At 76.6% G+C, this 4,252-nt stretch carries 1 pseudogene; it reads right to left on the minus strand.

What is annotated here, in order from left to right:
• A pseudogene (locus AO501_RS40140) lies at positions 1-4,252 on the minus strand (PE family protein); the annotation flags it as partial.

Consider the following 4,252-nt stretch of genomic DNA (forward strand, 5'->3'; position numbering starts at 1 on the left):
CGCGTCGCCTGCTCCGTTGCTCACAGCGCCGCCGCCGGCGCCTCCGGCGCCCCCGGCCCCGCTCAGCGTGTTGCCACCGGCCCCACCGGTGCCTCCTGTCGCGATCTGCGACGAGGAGGTGCTGATGATTCGCGCGGTGCCACCGGTGCCGCCGGCGCCGGCGGCACCGGTGGTGCCGTCGCCGCCTCTGCCGCCGGTGCCGGCAGCAACGCCGCCCGTTCCATTGTTGATCGCATCGCCGCCGGACCCGCCCCGGCCGCCGCCGGTGCCGCCGGCACCGGCGCCGCCGTTGCCGCCGGTGGCCTTGGCGCCGGACGCGGGGTTACTGACCTGTGCTTGACCGCCGCTTCCGCCGGCGCCGCCGGTCCCGCTGGTTCCGCCGCTGGTGCCGTCAGCACCGACGCCTCCAACGGCATCACCGGTTCCGCCGTTGTTCGCCGATCCGCCGTTTCCGCCGGCCCCGCCGCCGCCGGGACCGGTACCACCCGACGCGGCGACGCCGCCGATGGCGGTGCCTGCTCCGTTGTGGATCCCGGCACCGCCGGTGCCGCCGGTGCCGCCGGTACCCGACGTCGCGTTGCCGCCGACTCCGCCGGTGCCGCCGGTCGATGTCGTCGTGGCCTTGCTGCTGTTGCTTTGGGCGGTACCGCCGGTGCCGCCGACGCCCTGGAAAGCGTTGTTGACGCCGGTGCCACCAGCGCCGCCCGTACCGCCGACGACGTTGACCGTCGAGTCGGGGTTGGTGCTCGTAGCGCCGCCGCCGCCACCGCCGTTGCCGCCCCCACCGGTCGTACCGGTGCCGCCGGTGCCGCCCTTGCCGGCGGTGACGTTGCCGGTGCCGTTGGTGGTCGCCGTTCCGCCGAAGCCCCCGCCGCCTCCGGTGGTGCCGGCGCCGCCCGAGCCGCCGCTGCCGGAAGTAGCAGTGGCCGTTGAGTGGACATTGAAGATCTGCCCGCTGCCCCCGTTGCCACCGAACCCGCCGTTGCCGGTCGAGCCGGCGCCGCCCGAGCCTCCATCGCCGCCGGTTGCATCGCCCAGCCCTCGGTTCAACGTGAAGCCACCGCCGCCACCAGACCCCCCGGTGGTACCCCCGGCACCAACACCACCGTCGCCGCCGACCGCAGTCCCGGTTGAGGCAGGGTTGGTGATATCCGCCCGGCCCCCGAATCCACCGGCCCCGCCGGTTCCGGTGGCGCCTCCGCTGGTTCCGTCTGCGCCGGCCGCACCGATCGCGTTCCCGGTCCCGCCGTTGCTGGCGGCTCCGCCGTCCCCGCCGGCGCCGCCTCCGCCGGGACCCGTGCCGCCCGCTCCGGCGGCACCGCCGATCGCGGTGCCGGCGCCGCTGTGTACACCGGTGCCGCCGAGGCCCCCCGTCCCGCCGGTGCCGGTGGTGGCGTCGCCACCACGACCGCCGGTGCCGCCGGTGGCTGTCGTGGTGGCGCCGCTGCTGTTGGTTGTGGCAGAGCCGCCGGTGCCACCCCGCCCGCCGAACGCGCCGTTGTTGGCGCCGCTGCCACCGGCGCCGCCCGCACCGCCGACCGCGTTGGCCGTCGAATCGGGATTGTCGATATTCGCCGAGCCGCCCGCGCCGCCGAATCCGCCGAAACCGGTGGTCCCGGCACCGCCGTCACCTCCATTGCCGGGTGTGACGTTGCCGGTGCCCAACGTGGTCGCCGTTCCGCCGGATCCTCCGGCTCCGCCGTTGGTGCCGGTGCCTCCGGCTCCGCCGTTGCCCGCGACGGCAGTGATTGCGGAGGTGTTTTTCTGGATGGTTGCGCTGCCGCCGTTACCGCCTTGGCCGCCGGCGCCGGTGGTGCCGTTGCCACCCGCGCCGCCCGCGCCGGCAACTACGGTGCCCGTTCCGCCGTTGGTTGCCCCGCCGCCGCTGCCGCCCGCCCCGCCAATGGTGCCGTCGCCGCCGGCACCGCCTTTGCCGCCCGTGGCGCTGGGACCCGAGTTCACGTCCGCGTTCCCGCCACTGCCGCCGGCTCCGCCGCTGCCGCTGGCGCCTCCGCCGGTGCCGGCGGCGCCGTCGGCGCCGGTGGCACCGCCCGTTCCGAAGTTGGCCGCAGATCCGCCGTTGCCGCCGCCTCCGCCCCCGCCCGGTCCGGTTCCGCCCGCTGCCGCAACCCCGCCGATGGCGGTACCGGCGCCGAAATGGATACCGTTGCCGCCGGAACCGCCGGTTCCACCCTTGCCGTTGGTGGCGTTCCCGCCTATCCCGCCGGTACCGCCGGTCGACGTCGTGGTGGAGCTGCTGCTGATGGTTTGGGCGGTGCCCCCATTGCCGCCGCGCCCGGCGAACACGCCGCCGTTGTCGATGCCGGTGCCGCCGGCTCCACCGGCGCCGCCGACCGGGCTCACGGTCGAGTTCGCGTTGGTGACCGTCGCGTTCCCGCCGCCGCCGCCCGCTCCGCCGGCGCCGACAAAGCCGTCCCCGCCCCGGCCACCGACACCGGGATTGACCTGCCCGGTTCCGCTGGTCGTCACCGAACCGCCGATGCCACCATTTCCGCCCGTGGCGGCCTTGCCCCCGGCCCCGCCGTCGCCCGCGGTAGCGGTCGCGGTGGAGGTGCCGTTGGAAATGGTCGCAGTGCCGCCGTTTCCGCCGGATCCACCGACACCGCCGGTGCCTTCCCCGCCCGCGCCACCAGCGCCCGACGTCGCGCTGCCCGTGCCCGAGGTCGAAGCTCCGCCCCCGTCGCCGCCGCGCCCACCACTCGTGCCGAAGCCGCCGGCTCCACCGTTGGCACCGATGGGGGCAACGCTCGATGTGCTGTTGCTGACCTGCGCGTTGCCGCCGGCCCCGCCTGCCCCGGCCGTCCCGCCGAAGCCGGCGCCGCCCGCACCACCGGCGGTGGGGGTCACGGTCCCGGTGCCCGCGTTGAACGCTGATCCGCCGTTACCACCGGCCCCACCGTTGATACCGTCGCCGCCGATGCCGGCGACGCCTGCGGTGGCCTTCGCCGTAGAGAGTGGATTGACGACGAACCCGCCCCCACCGTCCCCGCCTCTGCCGCCGTTGCCCGTAAGGCCGGCGCTGACGCCGTCGGCCCCGGCGCCGCCGGTCGCATTTCCAGTTCCGTTATTGGCTGCGGCGCCGCCGGCACCGCCGTCTCCGCCTCCGGCGGCACCGGTACCGCCGCCTCCGCCGGCGCCGCCGGTGGCGTCCCCGGCGCCGTTGCTGGATGCCAGACCGCCGCCCCCGCCGTTGCCGCCGCGACCGGCGACGGCGTTGCCTCCGGCACCTCCGGCACCTCCGGCACCTCCGACCGCCTGTCCGGTGCCGCGGTTGGAGGCATCGCCGCCGACGCCGCCGTTGCCGCCGTTGCCAGTGCCGGCGCCGTCGCCGCCTGCGCCACCGGCGCCGCCGACGCCGCCGAACAGACCGCTATTGCCGCCATAGCCGCCGTCACCACCGTTGCCGCCGGACGTGGCGTTGCCGCCCGCCCCGCCGGCTCCGCCGCGTCCATAGCTGCCGCCGGAGCCGCCGTGACCGCCCTTGCCACCAGAGGTACCCGGGGCAGCCGACGGGTCACTGGCGGCGTCATAACCCTGGCCGCCGGAACCGCCGGCACCGCCGTTACCGGAGACGACGGTCCCGATGGCACCGCTCGCACCCCCGACGGCACCGGCTCCGCCAGCCCCGCCGATACCCACGGCCCCTGGGCTGCCGCCATTGCCGCCGAATCCGCCTGTGGTGACCAGGGCGTTGCCGGCACCACCTAAGCCGCCGTCCCCGGGTGCGCCCGCGTCGCCGCCGGCCCCGCCGACTCCGCCATTACCGTTTGCTCCCGCGGCGCCGAAAAGCGTCGAGCCACGTCCGCCGGCCCCGCCGTTCCCGCCGTCGCCGCCAGCGCCGCCGGCACCGCTGTTGCCTCCGTTGCCGCCGTCGGCACCGGCTGTGGTCGCGTTCCAGCCCGCGCCGCCGACTCCGCCTGCTCCACCTGCTCCGCCGGTGCCACCATTGCCGCCGGCCCCGCCGGCACCGAAGACCAGCCCGCCGTTGCCACCGGCTCCGCCCGCACCGGCGTTCCCGCCACCACCGCCGGGACCGCCGGTTCCACCCGCCAGGGTCTGGGTGCCTGGGTTGCCCGGAGTTCCGATCGTGCCGGCCCCACCGGCTCCCCCGGGGCCGCCGACCCCGCCGTTGCCGAATAACAGAGCGCTGCCGCCGGCTCCGCCGGCGCCACCGTTGACACCTACCGCCCCGGTACCGCCCGCACCGCCCGCACCGCCGTTGCCCCACAGC

This window comes from Mycobacterium gordonae, from assembly GCF_001417955.2.
GTDB classification, from domain to species: domain Bacteria; phylum Actinomycetota; class Actinomycetes; order Mycobacteriales; family Mycobacteriaceae; genus Mycobacterium; species Mycobacterium gordonae_B.